This window comes from Winogradskyella ursingii, from assembly GCF_013403975.1.
In the GTDB taxonomy this organism is placed as follows: domain Bacteria; phylum Bacteroidota; class Bacteroidia; order Flavobacteriales; family Flavobacteriaceae; genus Winogradskyella; species Winogradskyella ursingii.
This window is the reverse complement of the sequence record NZ_JABFDH010000005.1, coordinates 300,333-316,628: the sequence shown is the minus strand read 5'-3', so window position 1 is coordinate 316,628 and position 16,296 is coordinate 300,333. Positions and strand designations below refer to the sequence as shown.

The 16,296-nt window shown below is 34.0% G+C and carries 17 protein-coding genes and 2 tRNA genes; 13 read left to right on the top strand and 6 right to left on the bottom strand.

All coding sequences use genetic code 11. The features are described 5' to 3' along the window. Position 1: 1 nt before the first annotated feature. On the bottom strand, positions 2-1,132 hold the full coding sequence (gene tgt / locus HM983_RS14250) for a tRNA guanosine(34) transglycosylase Tgt (RefSeq protein ID WP_179346400.1): 1,131 nt from the start codon (positions 1,130-1,132) through the stop codon (positions 2-4). Positions 1,133-1,297: 165 nt separating this feature from the next. On the opposite strand from tgt, the gene HM983_RS14245 reads away from it, so the two are divergent. The 3 genes from HM983_RS14245 to HM983_RS14235 all read left to right on the top strand — a co-directional run bounded on the left by HM983_RS14245 (position 1,298) and on the right by HM983_RS14235 (position 3,793). After that, entirely contained in the window at positions 1,298-2,143 is an 846-nt protein-coding gene (locus HM983_RS14245; protein WP_179346399.1) for a transketolase, read from the top strand. Between the two features lie 42 nt (positions 2,144-2,185). Continuing rightward, positions 2,186-3,139, top strand: a complete 954-nt coding sequence (locus tag HM983_RS14240; protein ID WP_179346398.1) for a transketolase family protein — start codon at positions 2,186-2,188, stop codon at positions 3,137-3,139. A 72-nt stretch (positions 3,140-3,211) separates the two neighbouring features. Beyond that, positions 3,212-3,793: a porin family protein gene (locus HM983_RS14235; RefSeq protein WP_449658183.1), complete on the top strand. Its 582-nt coding sequence runs from the start codon at positions 3,212-3,214 to the stop codon at positions 3,791-3,793. Between the two features lie 68 nt (positions 3,794-3,861). Here HM983_RS14235 and HM983_RS14230 read toward each other — a convergent pair whose 3' ends face one another. Then, the gene (locus HM983_RS14230; RefSeq protein WP_179346396.1) at positions 3,862-4,827 is read right to left on the bottom strand and encodes an FKBP-type peptidyl-prolyl cis-trans isomerase; all 966 of its coding nucleotides are present in this window, start codon (positions 4,825-4,827) and stop codon (positions 3,862-3,864) included. A gap of 135 nt (positions 4,828-4,962) precedes the next feature. Here HM983_RS14230 and HM983_RS14225 point away from each other — a divergent pair, with 135 nt between their 5' ends. Genes HM983_RS14225 through HM983_RS14215 form a run of 3 tightly spaced genes read left to right on the top strand, consistent with a single transcriptional unit; the run spans position 4,963 to position 6,414 of the window. Then, the gene (locus tag HM983_RS14225) at positions 4,963-5,331 is read left to right on the top strand and encodes an RNA-binding S4 domain-containing protein (RefSeq protein WP_179346395.1); all 369 of its coding nucleotides are present in this window, start codon (positions 4,963-4,965) and stop codon (positions 5,329-5,331) included. After that, positions 5,324-5,911 carry a methyltransferase domain-containing protein gene (locus HM983_RS14220; RefSeq protein WP_179346394.1) on the top strand — a complete coding sequence of 196 codons (588 nt, stop codon included), beginning with the start codon at positions 5,324-5,326 and terminating at the stop codon, positions 5,909-5,911. The genes HM983_RS14225 and HM983_RS14220 overlap by 8 nt, the downstream gene beginning before the upstream one ends. Beyond that, complete coding sequence (locus tag HM983_RS14215) at positions 5,911-6,414, top strand: phosphoribosyltransferase family protein (RefSeq protein WP_179346393.1); 504 nt, start codon at positions 5,911-5,913, stop codon at positions 6,412-6,414. Before HM983_RS14220 ends, HM983_RS14215 begins: the two co-directional genes overlap by 1 nt. On the opposite strand, the gene HM983_RS14210 is transcribed toward HM983_RS14215, so the two are convergent. Continuing rightward, complete coding sequence (locus tag HM983_RS14210) at positions 6,406-6,927, bottom strand: shikimate kinase (RefSeq protein WP_179346392.1); 522 nt, start codon at positions 6,925-6,927, stop codon at positions 6,406-6,408. The genes HM983_RS14215 and HM983_RS14210 overlap by 9 nt on opposite strands. 129 nt (positions 6,928-7,056) lie before the next feature. Here HM983_RS14210 and HM983_RS14205 point away from each other — a divergent pair. The 6 genes from HM983_RS14205 (at position 7,057) to HM983_RS14180 (ending at position 11,113) form a co-directional block, all read left to right on the top strand. Continuing rightward, a tRNA-Lys gene (locus tag HM983_RS14205) sits at positions 7,057-7,129 on the top strand. Between the two features lie 56 nt (positions 7,130-7,185). After that, positions 7,186-7,269, top strand: a tRNA-Leu gene (locus HM983_RS14200). A 131-nt stretch (positions 7,270-7,400) separates the two neighbouring features. After that, positions 7,401-8,300: a MerR family transcriptional regulator gene (locus HM983_RS14195; RefSeq protein WP_179346391.1), complete on the top strand. Its 900-nt coding sequence runs from the start codon at positions 7,401-7,403 to the stop codon at positions 8,298-8,300. Between the two features lie 6 nt (positions 8,301-8,306). Then, positions 8,307-9,761, top strand: a complete 1,455-nt coding sequence (locus tag HM983_RS14190) for a phytoene desaturase family protein (protein ID WP_179346390.1) — start codon at positions 8,307-8,309, stop codon at positions 9,759-9,761. Positions 9,762-9,808: 47 nt separating this feature from the next. Next, on the top strand, positions 9,809-10,648 hold the full coding sequence (locus tag HM983_RS14185; RefSeq protein WP_179346389.1) for a phytoene/squalene synthase family protein: 840 nt from the start codon (positions 9,809-9,811) through the stop codon (positions 10,646-10,648). Between the two features lie 18 nt (positions 10,649-10,666). Continuing rightward, entirely contained in the window at positions 10,667-11,113 is a 447-nt protein-coding gene (locus tag HM983_RS14180) for a sterol desaturase family protein (protein WP_179346388.1), read from the top strand. Positions 11,114-11,115: 2 nt separating this feature from the next. Here HM983_RS14180 and HM983_RS14175 read toward each other — a convergent pair whose 3' ends face one another. After that, positions 11,116-11,658, bottom strand: coding sequence for a TlpA family protein disulfide reductase (locus HM983_RS14175; protein ID WP_179346387.1), 543 nt, complete (start codon positions 11,656-11,658; stop codon positions 11,116-11,118). A 145-nt stretch (positions 11,659-11,803) separates the two neighbouring features. Further along, the gene (locus HM983_RS14170; protein ID WP_179346386.1) at positions 11,804-14,071 is read right to left on the bottom strand and encodes an aconitate hydratase; all 2,268 of its coding nucleotides are present in this window, start codon (positions 14,069-14,071) and stop codon (positions 11,804-11,806) included. Positions 14,072-14,403: 332 nt separating this feature from the next. Here HM983_RS14170 and HM983_RS14165 point away from each other — a divergent pair, with 332 nt between their 5' ends. Continuing rightward, on the top strand, positions 14,404-16,095 hold the full coding sequence (locus tag HM983_RS14165) for an LIC_10190 family membrane protein (RefSeq protein WP_179346385.1): 1,692 nt from the start codon (positions 14,404-14,406) through the stop codon (positions 16,093-16,095). On the opposite strand, the gene HM983_RS14160 is transcribed toward HM983_RS14165, so the two are convergent. Next, positions 16,092-16,292 carry a GldL-related protein gene (locus tag HM983_RS14160; RefSeq protein ID WP_179346384.1) on the bottom strand — a complete coding sequence of 67 codons (201 nt, stop codon included), beginning with the start codon at positions 16,290-16,292 and terminating at the stop codon, positions 16,092-16,094. The genes HM983_RS14165 and HM983_RS14160 overlap by 4 nt on opposite strands. Between the last annotated feature and the right edge of the window lie 4 nt (positions 16,293-16,296).

Here is a 16,296-nt window from a genome sequence, read left to right as displayed (position 1 = left end):
ATTATAATCTTTTATCCATTTGCTTCACCATCTTTTCTTTCCAGCTTCTAAAATCTCCCGCAATGATGTGCTTTCTTGCTTCTCTCACCAACCACAGATAAAAACCAAGATTGTGTATGGTTGCAATCTGTTTCCCTAAAAGTTCGTTTACAGTGAACAAATGTCTCAAATAGGCTTTACTATACTCGGTATCTACAAATGTGATTCCCATTTCGTCTACAGGTGAGAAATCATCCGCCCATTTTAAATTTTTAATGTTTATAGTTCCATGAGCCGTAAACAACATACCGTTTCTGGCATTTCGTGTGGGCATGACACAATCAAACATATCTACACCTAACGCAATATTCTCTAATATATTGATTGGTGTACCCACTCCCATAAGGTATCTCGGCTTGTCTTCGGGCAAAATATCGCAAACCACCTCAGTCATTGCGTACATTTCGTCTGCTGGCTCACCAACTGATAGTCCGCCAATTGCATTACCTTTTGCTCCTGCGTTAGCAATATATTCGGCAGATTGTTGTCTTAAATCTTTATAAGTACTCCCTTGTACTATTGGAAAGAATGTTTGCTCATAATCATATTTAAAAGGTGTCTTTTTTAAATGAGTTAGGCAACGCTCCAACCAACGGTGCGTCATATGCATGGAACGTTTGGCATAATTATAATCACATGGGTAAGGTGTGCATTCGTCAAAGGCCATGATTATATCAGCGCCAATACTTCTTTGCACTTCCATAACATTTTCAGGTGTAAAGACGTGATAGCTCCCATCTATGTGAGATTTAAATTTTACTCCTTCTTCCTTTATTTTTCTATTTGCCGAAAGAGAATAGACTTGATAACCTCCAGAATCGGTTAAGATGTTTCTATCCCAATTCATAAATTTATGTAAACCACCAGCCTGCTCTAAGATAGGTGTCTGTGGCCTTAAATATAAATGATAGGTATTACCTAGAATAATATCTGGATTAATATCCTCTTTTAACTCTCTCTGATGCACTCCTTTTACGGAAGCAACTGTACCCACAGGCATAAATATTGGTGTCTCAATAATACCATGGTCCGTGGTTATAGTTCCTGCCCTAGCTTTGCTTTGCGTATCGTTTGCTACTTGTTTAAAATCCATTAAAAGTCTGTCTGTCGGCAAATATAATTAACTCATTGTCATTCGTTCTTAATTAAAATAAAAATTGTTAGCAAATCCTCGAAATCGTTAATAAGTGATGCATTGCTACCTTTGTATCCGCTATTTAAAAAGTTATTTTTGCCCCATAAACCTAAGTAATAAATCATGCCAAACATTAAAGAATTAAAAGATTTAACCACCCAAGTTCGTAGGGATATTTTACGAATGGTGCATAAGGTAAACTCGGGACATCCTGGAGGTTCTCTTGGTTGTGCCGAATTTTTCGTTGCATTGTATCAAGACATAATGGAAAGAAAGGATGACTTCCAAATGGACGGTCATGATGAAGATTTATTCTTCCTTTCTAACGGTCATATATCTCCTGTATTCTATAGCGTTTTAGCTCGATCGGGATATTTTCCTGTTGATGAATTAAATACGTTTCGTCTTATAGATTCTCGTTTACAGGGTCATCCAACAACACATGAAGGATTGCCTGGTATTCGTGTAGCTTCTGGCTCACTTGGACAAGGAATGTCTGTAGCAATAGGTGCTGCAGAAACAAAAAAACTGAATAAAGACAAGCATTTTATCTATAGCTTACATGGTGATGGCGAATTACAAGAAGGACAAAACTGGGAAGCCATTATGTATGCTGCAGGTAACAAGATTGACAATCTTATTTCTACCATAGATGTTAACGGTCAACAAATCGATGGCGCAACACATAACGTATTACCTCTGGGTGATCTCAGAGCTAAATTTGAAGCTTTTGGCTGGGCAGTGGTAGAGATTGAAAATGGCAATGATCTCGAAGCTATATTCAATGGTATGGCAGAAGCAAAATCCTTAGCAGGAAAGGGCAAGCCCGTTTGTGTGTTATTACAAACAATTATGGGTAACGGTGTGGACTTTATGATGCACACTCATGCTTGGCACGGTAAAGCACCAAATGATGAGCAACTTGAAGTTGGTTTATCTCAAAACCCTGAAACTTTAGGAGATTACTAAGAAAGTCTAATTAAACAGATACCCACTAACATGGGCACTACTATGAAAACATACACAAACACAGGAAATAAAGATACAAGATCAGGTTTTGGAGCCGGCTTAACAGAACTTGGCAAAACCAATGAAAATGTCGTGGCACTTTGTGCGGATTTAACTGGCTCATTAAAAATGGACGAATTTAAAGCCAATCATCCAGAACGATTTTTCCAAGTTGGAATTGCCGAAGCAAATATGATTGGTATGGCAGCAGGAATGACAATTGGCGGCAAAATTCCATTTACAGGAACTTTCGCTAATTTCTCAACTGGTCGTGTTTATGATCAAATTCGTCAAAGTGTTGCTTATTCTGGTAAAAATGTAAAAATTTGTGCTTCGCATGCTGGTGTTACCTTAGGAGAAGATGGTGCTACTCACCAAATTTTAGAGGATATCGGCTTAATGAAAATGTTACCTGGCATGACAGTAATTAATACTTGCGATTACAACCAAACCAAAGCAGCTACCTTAGCAATTGCAGAGCACGACGGTCCTGTTTATTTAAGATTTGGACGACCAAAAGTAGCTAATTTCACACCTGAAAACGGTGAATTCAAAATTGGAAAAGCGGTTAAACTTACAGAAGGAAACGATGTCACTATCGTTGCCACAGGTCATTTAGTCTGGGAAGCATTGGAGGCAGCAAAGGATTTAAACGAAGCTGGTATTTCTGCTGAAGTAATTAACATCCATACGATTAAGCCATTGGATGACAAGGCGATTCTAGATTCTGTTTCAAAAACAAAATGCATTGTTACAGCAGAAGAGCATAACTACCTTGGAGGTCTTGGAGAAAGCGTAGCTCGAGTTTTAGCAGAAAACAATCCAACACCTCAAGAGTTTGTTGCTACTCAAGATACTTTTGGGGAATCTGGCACACCAGCACAACTTATGGATAAATATGGTTTGAATAGTGAAGCCATCCAAAAAGCCGTAAAAAAAGTACTGAAAAGAAAATAACTTCATCTTGGCAACGTTTTTGATATTAGATACCTAATCTTAAAAACGAACATTATGATACATTTAAAAAAAATGATTTGTCTGAGTCTATTCTGTATAGGCTCAGCTTTTTTGTTACAGGCCCAAAACGGAAGTGCTTTTGGTATTAAAGGTGGTTTAAACTACAGTGCCAATGGTGACTATTTTGAATCCATTGGGGAAAATGCCAAAAATCCCGATAGAAACATTGGCTATCATGTTGGTGTTTTTGGCAAGCTTGGCAACAAACTCTATTTTAGACCAGAGTTAATTTACACTGCAACTAAGAGTGATTATGAAAATGATGAATTTAATGTAAAAAAGCTTGATGCACCACTCCTTGTTGGGCTAAAAGTTTTAGGACCAATTAGTGTTTTTGGAGGACCATCTTTACAATATATTCTTGATACTGAATTTGAAGGTATTGATGTTGACAATGTAGAAGAAGATTTTTCTGTAGGTTTAAACTTTGGAATTGGCCTTAATTTTAATAAAATCGGTATCGACTTGAGATATGAAAGAGGTTTTAATGATAACGAAGCAACTTTTATAAATAATAATTTCGGACCAGATACAGTTAGTAGAATTGACACGAGACCTGATCAACTTATTTTAAGTCTTTCTATCGCACTATAGAGTTTTTTAATTTCAGATATAGAAAAAGCCGCTCAAAGCGGCTTTTTTATTTTTATAAGGTTTTAATTTTAATTATCAGGTTGATTAGATTCTGTAGAATCTTCATCTAGATAATTAGGAATACCATCATTATCACTGTCATCGTTTGTTGGATCGCCGTCGTTATTTAGGTCCTCAAAAATAGTATTGACGCCATCTCCATCATCATCTCTATCTATAAAATCTGGAATGTCATCACCATCGGTATCATCATCTGTGACATCAAAATCATTTACTCCTGTACCAATACTGTCTCTATTTTCTAAATAAGATGGTACTCCATCTCCATCGTGATCAACTTCTTCATATTGTAATAACTCAAACTTAAATATTAAATTTGAATATGACGGAATTCCAGCTACAGATCCTGAAAAATAGCCCAAACCTGAAGGTATAAACATAACCCCTAAGCCATAATTGCTATAATTGATAATCCCACTACCATTATTCATAAAACTCTCTGCCGTATTAAAAGTTGGCATAACCAATTGCCACGCTCTAATAGCTCCACCTGTGATACCATCTGTCTGAAGACTTAAATCACTTGGTGTTACAATTGATTGAAAAACTTCTTCTGTATCAACCACACTACCTTCAAACCTAAATCTTACAGCATCTGTAAATCGTGGCGAATCACCACCACCTTGGTTAAGCCTCAATATATAGTAAGTATAATCTGCTTCTTGAAATTCTGTCGTTAAGGTTTCGACTGCGTCAATCAAAAGTGTATTTCCATCTGGAGCAACAGTTTCACCTTCAGCCAATTCTCCAATTACAATATCTGAATAACTGTGATCTGAACCAGTTGTAAAAAATTCAGAATTATAATAATGAGTGGACAAATAGGTTTCTAAAACCAAACTGTCTTCCATCTGCTGCTCAGCTCTATCTCTTTCTTCAATTTGCACTAAACCACCATCATCATCGTTACAACCGAGAAGAAATGCGCAGACAAATAAAAATGAAATGCCTCCTCTTAATATTCTACTATTCATAAATTTTTGTAATTTCTTGTAAGACCCAACCACAGAATCTTTACAAGGTTTATTATTGCTTTTTTATAACGTGCAAGATACAATAATATAATATTTTTGCACTATAACATTAACGTACTTTTTAGTAAAAAATATATGCGAGTTGACAAATTTTTATGGTGTGTTCGTTATTACAAAACCCGTAACATAGCTACTCAGGCCTGTAAAAAAGGTCGCGTGAAAGTGAATGGAAATGTAGTAAAACCATCAAGAGAGGTTTATGCAACCGATAAGATAGAATTACGTAAAGACCAAATTATGTATCAATTGACAGTTAACGATATTCCACCAAGTAGAGTTGGTGCAAAACTTGTCGATATTTACCGTACAGACACTACCCCAAAAGAGGCTTTTGAAACCAAAGAATTATTAAAATACAGCAAGGATTACTATCGTAAAAAAGGTACTGGCAGACCTACCAAAAAAGACCGAAGAGATATAGATGATTTTTACGAGGATGAATAAATTCGATAAAAACTATTGGCAGAATAGGTATATAGAAAAGGAAACAGCATGGAATGTAGGAAGCATATCCACACCACTAAAAACATACATTGACCAATTAAAAAATAAAGAACTTAAAATTTTAATACCTGGTGCTGGAAATGCCTACGAAGCTGAATATTTATGGAATCAAGGTTTTAAAAATGTGTATGTTTTGGATATTGCTGAAGCACCACTAAATAACCTGAGCAACAGAGTTCCAAATTTTCCGAAAAAACAATTAGTTAATGCAGATTTCTTTGCCTTTGAAGATAAATTTGATTTGATTTTGGAACAGACATTTTTCTGCGCATTGCAACCAAGTTTAAGAGAAAGATACGTAGATAAAATGCATCAGTTGCTAAACCTACAAGGAAAGCTCGCTGGACTTCTGTTTCAGTTTGAACTGACAGAATCTGGGCCGCCTTTTGGTGGCTCAAAAAAAGAATATGTAAATCTGTTTAAAGAACAGTTTGAAATTAAAGTTTTGGAAACGGCATATAATTCAATAAAAGTAAGAATCAATAAAGAACTGTTTTTTATCTTTGAAAAAAAGATGTGATGGCATTAACCAAAAATACCATATTAAGTCATAAAGAGATTGAGCACCGAATAAGAAGGATTGCATATCAAATCTACGAAAGCAATGTTAATGAGAAGGAGTTGATCATAGCTGGTATTGAAAGCAACGGTTACTTATTGGCTAAAAAAATAAAGCAACAATTGGATAAAATATCTCCAATTGCCTCCACACTTTGCAAAGTGACCATCGATAAAAAGGAACCAACCAAACCCATAAAAACGTCTTTACTAAAAGAGGATTATTCTAATAAGCCGTTAGTGTTAGTAGATGATGTTTTAAATTCTGGGAGCACTTTAATCTATGGGATCAAACATTTTCTCGACGTCCCGCTAAAACAATTTAAAACGGCCGTTCTCGTCAATAGAAATCACAAAAAGTATCCCGTTAAAGCAGATTTTAAGGGTATCTCATTATCGACATCATTATTTGAGCATGTCAATGTGAGTCTTTCTAAAAAACCTTACGAGGTTTTTTTAGACTAGTGTTGTTACAATTTCTTCTACAATAGTTTTTACAGACTTACCTTCCCCATTGATCTTAAATTCGGCCTGACTATAATATTGGGTACGTTCAAACAAATGTTTTCCAATAAACTCTAAAAGCATTTCTTTGTCCTTGATAAGGCTTATTAAAGGTCGTTTTTCTTTTTCAGTAAACAATCTTTCTGCCAAGGTCGTTATTGGTAGCTTTAGGTAAAATGTCTTTACATTTTTATTTTTTAAAAGTGCTTCCATATTATTTGCATAACAAGGAGTGCCACCACCCAAAGCGAGCACTAGATTGTTTTCTTTTACGATTATGCGCTCCAAATACTTAGATTCCATTTTTCTGAAATAAATTTCACCTTTTTTTTCAAAAATCGAAGGTACTATCATCTTTTCCTTACTCGAAATGTAATCATCCAGATCTAAAAAACTGTAATTGAGAACTGTAGCCAATTGCTTACCAATTGTAGATTTTCCGCAACCCATATATCCCATTAAAACAATAACCATAAGCCTTATAAATTGATAATTAAAACAATACAATTCCGCACAACAAAAAAACGAAAATTTAAATAAAAAAAGTATTGTTTTATTAATTAAACATTTTATATTTGCACCCTCGTTAGAGAAACACATTTTGACCAGTTAGCTCAGTTGGTAGAGCATCTCCCTTTTAAGGAGAGGGTCCTGGGTTCGAGCCCCAGACTGGTCACTAAAAGTTAAGCAACCTAAGCTTAACTTTTTTTTTATCTTTACTTATTGATATTTGCGCACGTGGCGGAATTGGTAGACGCGCCAGCTTGAGGGGTTGGTGGACATTAGTCCGTGGAAGTTCGAGTCTTCTCGTGCGCACTTTATTTTTCAATTGGTGAATCTTCGAGATCACAAAATCCCACTTTTCAAATAATTTTATTTAATTTTTGTTAATTATAACCAACTTCTTACTTAATACCTTATTTTTGTTTAGACTTTTTTAGCAAAACATGAACAATATAAAGAATAGATTTAGTATTAAAGATCTCGAAAATTTAACTGGTGTTAAAGCACATACTATAAGAATTTGGGAAAAACGCTATAATCTTCTTGAACCTAAACGTACAGAAACAAACATTAGATATTACGATTTACCGAGTTTTCAAAAATTGCTCAACGTAAGTTATCTTAACAATAATGGTTATAAAATTTCTAAAATAGCAACCATTGAAGAATCTAAAATACCTGCGTTAGTTAGGGAAATTGCAGTTGATGATAATATTGAAAACCACGCAATCAATTCTCTTAAGTTGGCCATGCTGAATTTTGACCAAATATTGTTCTATAATACTTACGAAAGCTTACTAAAGGATAAGAATTTTAGTGAAATATTTTACGAAATATTTATTCCCCTATTAAACGAGATAGGTCTTTTATGGCAAACGGATACGATAACACCAGCACATGAGCATTTTATAACTACCTTAATTAGGCAAAAAATATTGGTAAACACAGAGCTTATTCAAGCAAAAAAAATTAATAAATCGAATAAAACTTTTGTGCTCTATCTCCCGGAAAACGAAATTCACGAGCTAGGTCTCATGTTTATAAATCATCAATTGATTTACAGAGGATATCAATCTATATTTTTAGGTCAAAGTGTTCCATTGAAAAGTCTGGCAGACCTACATAACTATTATGATAATATCATCTTTGTATCTTATTTTACTATAAATCCCGATAAAAATTCCATAAAAAACTACATTAAAGAATTTGAAAACACATTACTAAAAGACGATACATCAGAGTTTTGGATTTTAGGCAAGATGTTATCCTCTTTAAATACTGACAAATTACCAGAGCAAATAAAAACCTATAATTCTATACAATCTTTAATAGATAAAGTCTAATTACTAATGAGCAAAATCATTTCTATAATTGGTTCGGGTTTTTCTGCGCTATCTGCATCCTGCTATTTGGCCAAAGCAGGCCATAAAGTGACTATTTTTGAAAAAAACAGCAGCGTCGGAGGGAGAGCAAGACAAATAACAAAAGATGGTTTTACTTTTGACATTGGTCCAAGCTGGTACTGGATGCCAGATATATTTGAAAAGTTTTTTAATGATTTTGGTAAATCCACATCGGATTATTATCAATTAGACAAACTAAGTCCGGCATACAAAATTTTCTTTTCAGACGACACCATTACAATTGGTGATCATATGGACCAAATTTGCGAGGAGTTCGAAAGAATAGAGCCAGGAAGTTCTCAACCTTTACGCCAATTTATAGCAAGAGCACAAGAGCATTACGATATAGCTATAAATAAAGTAGTTTTAAAACCAGGTATTTCCCCTTTTGAATTAGTGACAAAAGAAACGATTACAAGAGTTGACCAGTTCTTTAAAACGATAAGTTCAGAGGTTCGAAAAAAATTCAGTAACCCTAAACTTATTTCAACCTTAGAGTTTCCAGTACTTTTTCTGGGAGCAAAACCCAACCAAACTCCTTCATTTTATAGTTTTATGAATTATGCAGATTTTGGTCTTGGCACTTGGCATCCTAAAGGCGGAATGTACGAAGTGATTAAAGCTATGAAAAATCTTGCAGAATCACTTGGTGTTTCTATTAATACAGAAAGTAATGTTGAGAAAATAAATGTTTATGATGGCAAGGCACATTCTATTTTAGTCAATGGAGAAGAGGTTATGTCTGACATCATTCTCAGCGGCGCCGATTATCACCATTCTGAAACGCTATTAAATAAAGAACACAGACAATACAGTGAAAGCTATTGGGAGAAACGCACGTTTGCGCCATCTTCATTATTATTTTATGTAGGCTTCAATAAAAAACTTAAGAATGTTGAGCATCATAATTTGTTTTTTGACACTGATTTTGAAGCACATGCTGAGGAAATTTACGATGATCCAAAATGGCCTGAAAATCCATTATTTTATGTTAACTTTCCATCTGTTACCGATAAGAGCATGGCTCCGGAGGGAAGTGAAACAGGTTTTTTCTTAATTCCCATCGCACCAGGATTAGAGGATACTAGTGGATTAAGAGATAAATATTTTGATATAATCATCGATAGATTTGAAAAACGAACTAAGCAACATGTGAAAGACCATGTACTTTTTAAAGAATCCTATTGTGTAAATGATTTTATTGAAGATTACAATTCTTATAAAGGTAATGCATATGGTATGGCAAATACATTAATGCAAACTGCTTTTTTAAGACCAAAACTAAAGAGTAAAAAAGTAAATGGACTTTACTTTACTGGGCAACTTACCGTGCCTGGACCGGGAGTACCACCGTCATTAATTTCAGGGAAATTGGTGGCCGAATTGATCGATAAACATTAAATTGAAAATAGATTATAAGAATCTAAAAACAAACACAATATTAATTTATGAAATCTATTTTTGACAACGTTTCCAAAGAGTGCAGCAAAGCAGTAACCAATGCTTATAGCACTTCTTTTTCTATGGCGACCAAAATGTTGTCGGACAGTATAAGGCAAGACATTTATAACATTTATGGTTTTGTTAGGTTTGCTGATGAAATTGTAGATACTTTCCACGATTATGATAAGGAAAAGCTCTTTAAACATTTTGAAAATGATTTAGAATTGGCTTTAACGGACAAAATAAGTCTGAACCCTATTTTAAATTCATTTCAAGAAACATTTCATAAATACAGTATAGACAAACATTTGGTTAATGCCTTTATGAAAAGTATGCGGTTGGATCTGCATAAAACAGATTATTTAACCGAGCAGGAATATCGCGACTATATTTACGGTTCTGCCGATGTTGTAGGGCTTATGTGTTTAAAAGTTTTCGTTAAGGGTGAGGAAGAAAAATATAACGATTTAAAAGCTTCTGCTATGCGATTGGGTTCTGCATTTCAAAAGGTTAATTTTCTGCGTGACCTCAAAGCCGATTTTGAAGATTTAAGCCGTACGTATTTTCCAAATACAGATTTAAATCAATTGGATGAAGCTTCTAAAGAAGCTATAATTAATGATATTGAAGCAGATTTTGCAGAGGGCTTAAAAGGAATAAAAAGGTTGCCAATTGATGCGAAATTTGGTGTATTTATGGCTTATCGCTATTATAGTAAATTGTTAGAAAAACTAAAGAAAACACCAGCTCTCGAAATAAAATCAACCAGAATTAGAGTACCAAATTACAAAAAGGTAGAACTCTTAACGAGAAGCTACGTAAAATATCAATTAAATTTATTATAACATTATAAAAGAACTATTATGCAAACTATTTTTTGGATACTAATTTTTTTAGGTACATTTTTTATCATGGAGTTTAATGCATGGTTTACGCATAAATACATCATGCATGGTTTTCTATGGAATTTACACAAAGATCATCATCAAAAAGACCACGATAGTTGGTTTGAGAGAAACGATGCGTTTTTTATTTTCTATGCAGTAGTAAGTATGGTATGCTTTTATCTTTGGAATTACGAAGATGTTTGGTACACTTTACCTATAGGCCTAGGCATTTTGTTTTACGGCATTGCATATTTTGTAGTTCATGACATTTTTATTCATCAACGTTTCAAATGGCTACGTAATATAGATAATAAATATGCGAGAGGCGTAAGGCGTGCTCATAAAATACACCATAAACATTTAGGAAAGAACAAAGGAGAAAATTTTGGGATGCTTATTGTTCCGTTTAAATATTTTAAATAAAACTATTTAGCCAGTAGTTCGTCTAATTGCGCCCTAATTTTAGAGCTATTCCAATCAATAGCACCAGACTCATCAATTACAATTTCGCCGTTTTTATTAATGACAAATGTTCTGGGAATTGAACTGGTTCTAAATTCTTTTTGAGAACCCGAAATGATGCGATGCGTTTCAAAAGTGTAATCGTTTTTGGTTTTAAAGTTCTGTACTCTTTCAAAATTATCACTCGTTATAAATAAAAAACTCACTTTGTCTTTATAATCATCGTACAATAATTGAAGACTTGGCATTTCTGCAATACAGGGAGGACACCATGTTGCCCATAAATTAATAAATACAACTTCACCCGAGGTATCTTCAAAATTAATAGTATTGCCATCTTCGGAAATCAACTTCCAGTCTGTATAGTCAATAGTTTTTCTTTCCTCTTCGGCAATTAGTGAAGATTGATTGATATAACTCCATCCTCTATGAAGGAAAATTTGAAATGCAACTCGCGTTTTAGGAATTATCAACAAAATAATAATTACTAAAATTATTATGTTCATTAAAATGCTTCGTTTTGATCTCGCCATAGTTTCAAAGTAATGAAGTGCAACAATAAGACTGTAATATTCGCATTTCCTTTCAAAAAAAGATTAAAAAAACCCTCAGCGGTAAACTAAGGGTTTCATTTTTTTAGTAATCTAATGCTTATGCGTTTTGCTTTTTTATTAAGTTTAAAGCAGATCCCTCATTGTACCACTTAATTTGAGCAGCATTATAGGTATGATTCAATGCAATAAGATCTTTACTGCCATCTGCATGAACGACTTCAACATGCAGTTGTTTATCTGGTGCAAATTCATTTAAATCTGTAAAGTTAAAAGTATCATCTTCTTGAATTAAGTCGTAATCTGCCTCATTAGCAAATGTTAAACCTAACATCCCTTGTTTTTTAAGGTTCGTTTCATGAATCCTAGCAAATGATTTTACGATTACAGCAGCAACACCCAAATGTCTAGGTTGCATAGCCGCATGTTCTCTCGAAGAACCTTCTCCATAATTGTGGTCACCAACTACAACGGACTTTATTCCAGCTTTCTTATAAGCTCTAGCCGTATCTGGTACACCTGCAAATTCACCAGTTAATTGATTTTTTACAAAATTTGTCTTCTTGTTATACGCATTAACAGCACCAATCAAAGTATTGTTCGCAATGTTGTCTAAATGTCCTCTAAAACGTAACCATGGTCCTGCCATAGAAATGTGATCTGTAGTACATTTTCCAAAGGCTTTTATTAATAGTTTAGCACCTGTTATAGAATCTCCTAATGGAGTAAAAGGGTCTAACAATTGTAAACGTTCAGATTCAGAGTCGACTTTAATTTCAACTCCACTACCATCTTCCACTGGAGCTAAATAACCATTTTCCTTTACCTCAAACCCTTTTGGTGGCAATTCCCATCCTGTTGGTTCGTCTAACATTACTTCTTCTCCATTTTCATTGATCAATTTGTCGGTCAATGGATTAAAATCCAATCTTCCGGCAATAGCTATTGCTGCCGTAATCTCTGGTGAGGCAACAAATGCATGCGTATTTGGATTACCGTCTGCACGTTTAGCAAAGTTTCTGTTAAACGAATGCACGATACTATTTTTAGGTGCATTTTTTGGATCGTTATATCTTGCCCATTGGCCAATACATGGACCACAAGCGTTGGTAAATATCTTCGCGTCCAATTTTTCAAACACTTGAAGGATACCATCACGATGTGCTGTATATCTCACCTGCTCAGAACCTGGATTTATTCCAAACTCTGCTTTGGTCTTCAGACCTTTATCTAAAGCTTGTTGAGCAATCGAAGCTGCTCTTGATAAATCTTCGTAAGATGAATTGGTACAAGATCCTATCAATCCCCATTCTACCTGCATTGGCCAATCATTCTTTTTGGCTTTTTCCGTCATGTCTTTACCAACTTCGGTTGATAAATCTGGAGTGAAAGGCCCATTTAACAATGGTCCCAACTCCGATAAGTTAATTTCAATAACTTGATCAAAATATTGCTCAGGGTTGGCATAGACTTCATCGTCTGCCGTAAGGTATTCTCTAATTTTATTAGCCTCGTCTGCAACATCAGATCTATCGGTTGCGCGCAGATAACGCTCCATTGAATCATCATAACCAAATGTTGAAGTCGTTGCTCCAATCTCTGCCCCCATATTACAAATAGTACCTTTTCCTGTACAAGACATTGACAATGCACCTGGACCAAAATACTCCACAATGGCTCCTGTTCCCCCTTTTACTGTAAGAATTTCTGCTACCTTTAAGATAACATCCTTAGGTGCAGTCCATCCAGAAAGTTTTCCTGTTAATTTTACACCAATTAATTTTGGAAATTTAAGCTCCCAAGCCATACCTGCCATAACATCTACCGCATCTGCTCCACCTACCCCAATGGCTACCATTCCTAATCCTCCAGCATTAACTGTGTGCGAATCGGTACCAATCATCATTCCTCCTGGAAATGCATAATTTTCTAATACTACTTGATGTATGATTCCTGCACCAGGTTTCCAAAACCCAATACCATATTTATTTGATACAGATTCCAAAAAATCAAATACCTCACTACTTGTGCTATTAGCATTTTTTAAATCGGTTGCTGCACCTTCCTTAGCTTGGATTAAGTGATCACAATGTACGGTAGTTGGCACGGCCACTTTTGGCTTACCTGCTTGCATAAATTGCAAAAGTGCCATCTGAGCTGTAGCATCTTGACATGCAACACGATCTGGAGCAAAATCCACATAATCTTTACCTCTTATAAAGGCTTTGTCCGTGGTTCCATCCCAAAGATGAGAATATAATATTTTTTCAGAAAGTGTTAATGGTTTACCAACAATATCTCTTGCAGCATTTACACGCTCTGTGATATTACTATATACCTCTTTAATCATGTCGATATCAAACGCCATATATTTTGTATGTTTTTTGGTGTTAATTAATGGTTGTAAAAGTGTTGCGAAGCTACGAAATTATTAAGGATTTTAAAAATATCAATTAATACTTTGGCGTTTTGCTCTTTTTAGTAAATTTTATTTACCGAAAAGACATTTTTATTGATAATATGCGAATAAAGCATGTCTTATTTTTTCAATAATATAATATGATTTTTTTTAGAAAGTCTCAAATAATATAAATACCAGAAAAAAAATACACTCATATAAATTAGGAATGATTAATTTACAACCTTAAGATGAAGTGTTTTTTTACTCTTATTTGAAACGTGATTTATTAAACTACCTCTATGTTGCTGATTCTTTTAAGCTTGATTTATGTTTTTTTTACGAGTCTAAATTTTGGGCTTTTATTCTCAAAACTTTTTGGCGTCAAAGCACAGAGCAATATTATCATAATTTTATTGGGTCTGTTTTCTTATACGATACTATGCTGTGTGGTTGCATTCTTTTATAGACTTAATTTAGAGTTTTATGTTATAATATTGATTACTAATATTCTATTGGCTTTTAAGTTTAAGACTGATTTAAGAATTATAATTTTCAGTCTAGATAAGACATATAAAGATCTAAAGGTAAAGTACAAATGGCTTTTTGCCACGTTGGTCTTGTTACTTTTGGCCCAGAGTAGCACAAGGCCCTATTTAATAGATAATGAATCTTATTATATCCAGACTATAAAATGGATCAACGAATATGGCTATGTCAAAGGATTGGCCAACCTACACGTGTTTTTTGGCCAAAATTCTGCGTTCCATACGCTCCAAGCAGGATTAAATTTTTCATTTTTTGGCGATAATTTCAATGATCTAAATGGGTTTATATTTATGGTCCTTGGATTTTTGTCTATTGTAAAATTGAATCAATCAAAACAAAATACAGATAATCTAAGTTATTATTTTGGCTTGATTTTATTGTTCTCCGTTTTCTTATTTCAGTTTGTAAACGCACCTTCACCAGATCTCATAATCTTTCTTTTAACGCCTTATATTTTTTTGTTGTTTATTAAACACTATCATTCCATAAGTCACAATGATTTTTTTATTCTATTGAGCTTAGTACTTTTTCTTTGTTTAATAAAAGTGACTGTTTTAGTATTAGTTCTATTGGTAATGATACTATTTATTAAACATTTCAAAATTTTAAAATTCCATTTTTTAAGATATACTATATTGTGTGTAATGGTTTTGGGTATTTATCTTTATAAAAACTACGTCATTTCCGGTTATTTATTTTTTCCAAATGGAGCATTATATATCACATCTGTAGATTGGAAACTACCGGAAGAAATCTTAAGTTTTTATCAAAGTGGCACACGATTAGCCGGCTTTTATAATACTGACATTTCGCACCTATCACTAATTGATAAAATTCAATATTGGCTTACACTACCCAAACTTCACGGTTTTTTTAATAAACTTTTTGTTCTTTTATTATTACTGTTTCCGTTCTTTATTTATAAAAGAAAAGAAAAGAATGCGTTGTGGATTATTTATGTTTTGGGCATTTTTCAATTGATGATTGTTTGGTTCAACTCTCCTCAATATAGATTCTATTTTGTGTTTGTCATATTCTTTTCTACTTTCATTTTTTCATCTATTGTTACTTCAAGAAAAATTGGATTTGGTTTTGTTATTACATCGATGTTAGCATCAGGTTATTTTTTATTTTTTCAATCCAAGGCAGAATCATACACTAACAACCGATTTGCAATGGAATTGAGTAACTTTAAATTTCAAAATTTGTTGTACCCTGAAGGTAACTCCAAAACGAATACGGTATTTCATACAGCGAACTGCAATGGATTTGAATATAACTCTCCTGATAATGACACGTTTTTTTATAGCACCGGAAACGGACCGCTGCCTTGTGTCAATCAACAACAAATAGATTACTTTGAAACATATTTTGGTTATTGTCCAGAACTAAGAGGCGAAAGCCTAAAAGAAGGCTTTAAATCCGTAAAAAGTGATGGGAATTAATCCTTAGAAGTGTAAATTTTAAATAGAACGATTACAGCAATTATTATGGCAATAATTTCAAATATACTTCCAATTAAGAGCAGGTCTTCACCATAAGGCCAATGTTGAATTTTAAAAAGTGCACCAGCGATTGTTATTCCGTATCCAAGTATGAATAATATTAGTGCCGGAATTAATCTTTTTAGCTTTGCTTTCATAATT

Bases quoted from the DNA above. Each gene is read 5' to 3' on its own strand.
- HM983_RS14175 (WP_179346387.1), bottom strand. From the start codon at position 11,658: ATGAACATAATAATTTTAGTAATTATTATTTTGTTGATAATTCCTAAA.
- HM983_RS14210 (WP_179346392.1), bottom strand. From the start codon at position 6,927: ATGGTTATTGTTTTAATGGGATATATGGGTTGCGGAAAATCTACAATT.
- HM983_RS14225 (WP_179346395.1), top strand. From the start codon at position 4,963: ATGCGAGTTGACAAATTTTTATGGTGTGTTCGTTATTACAAAACCCGT.
- HM983_RS14165 (WP_179346385.1), top strand. From the start codon at position 14,404: ATGTTGCTGATTCTTTTAAGCTTGATTTATGTTTTTTTTACGAGTCTA.
- HM983_RS14235 (WP_449658183.1), top strand. From the start codon at position 3,212: ATGATTTGTCTGAGTCTATTCTGTATAGGCTCAGCTTTTTTGTTACAG.
- HM983_RS14220 (WP_179346394.1), top strand. From the start codon at position 5,324: ATGAATAAATTCGATAAAAACTATTGGCAGAATAGGTATATAGAAAAG.
- HM983_RS14190 (WP_179346390.1), top strand. From the start codon at position 8,307: ATGAGCAAAATCATTTCTATAATTGGTTCGGGTTTTTCTGCGCTATCT.
- HM983_RS14245 (WP_179346399.1), top strand. From the start codon at position 1,298: ATGCCAAACATTAAAGAATTAAAAGATTTAACCACCCAAGTTCGTAGG.
- HM983_RS14185 (WP_179346389.1), top strand. From the start codon at position 9,809: ATGAAATCTATTTTTGACAACGTTTCCAAAGAGTGCAGCAAAGCAGTA.
- HM983_RS14160 (WP_179346384.1), bottom strand. From the start codon at position 16,292: ATGAAAGCAAAGCTAAAAAGATTAATTCCGGCACTAATATTATTCATA.
- HM983_RS14195 (WP_179346391.1), top strand. From the start codon at position 7,401: ATGAACAATATAAAGAATAGATTTAGTATTAAAGATCTCGAAAATTTA.
- HM983_RS14240 (WP_179346398.1), top strand. From the start codon at position 2,186: ATGAAAACATACACAAACACAGGAAATAAAGATACAAGATCAGGTTTT.
- HM983_RS14180 (WP_179346388.1), top strand. From the start codon at position 10,667: ATGCAAACTATTTTTTGGATACTAATTTTTTTAGGTACATTTTTTATC.
- HM983_RS14215 (WP_179346393.1), top strand. From the start codon at position 5,911: ATGGCATTAACCAAAAATACCATATTAAGTCATAAAGAGATTGAGCAC.
- HM983_RS14230 (WP_179346396.1), bottom strand. From the start codon at position 4,827: ATGAATAGTAGAATATTAAGAGGAGGCATTTCATTTTTATTTGTCTGC.
- tgt (WP_179346400.1), bottom strand. From the start codon at position 1,132: ATGGATTTTAAACAAGTAGCAAACGATACGCAAAGCAAAGCTAGGGCA.
- HM983_RS14170 (WP_179346386.1), bottom strand. From the start codon at position 14,071: ATGGCGTTTGATATCGACATGATTAAAGAGGTATATAGTAATATCACA.